The following is a 251-nucleotide window of genomic DNA, read 5'->3' on the forward strand; positions in this document are numbered from 1 at the left end:
GTCTCGCGCGAGATCCTGCAGTCCGGCCCGGTGATCGACTCGATGAAGTCGGCGCTGACCAAGCGCTCGCTGGACATGCTGGAGAAGCTGGCCCGCGACAAGCCCGAGGACTACGCCACGTTCTGGAAGCAGTTCGGCCAGGTGCTGAAGGAAGGCCCGGCCGAGGATTACGGCAACCGCGAGAAGATCGCCGGCCTGCTGCGCTTCGCCTCCACCCATGACGCCGGCGGCGAGCAGAAGGTCGCCCTGGC

1 pseudogene is annotated in these 251 nt (G+C 67.3%); it reads left to right on the forward strand.

Annotation, left to right across the window (positions count from 1 at the left end):
- Positions 1-251: pseudogene (locus tag SB822_RS59235) on the forward strand (molecular chaperone HtpG); the annotation flags it as partial.

The sequence above is a fragment of the Paraburkholderia sp. SIMBA_054 genome, assembly GCF_046534875.1.
Lineage (GTDB): Bacteria > Pseudomonadota > Gammaproteobacteria > Burkholderiales > Burkholderiaceae > Paraburkholderia > Paraburkholderia hospita.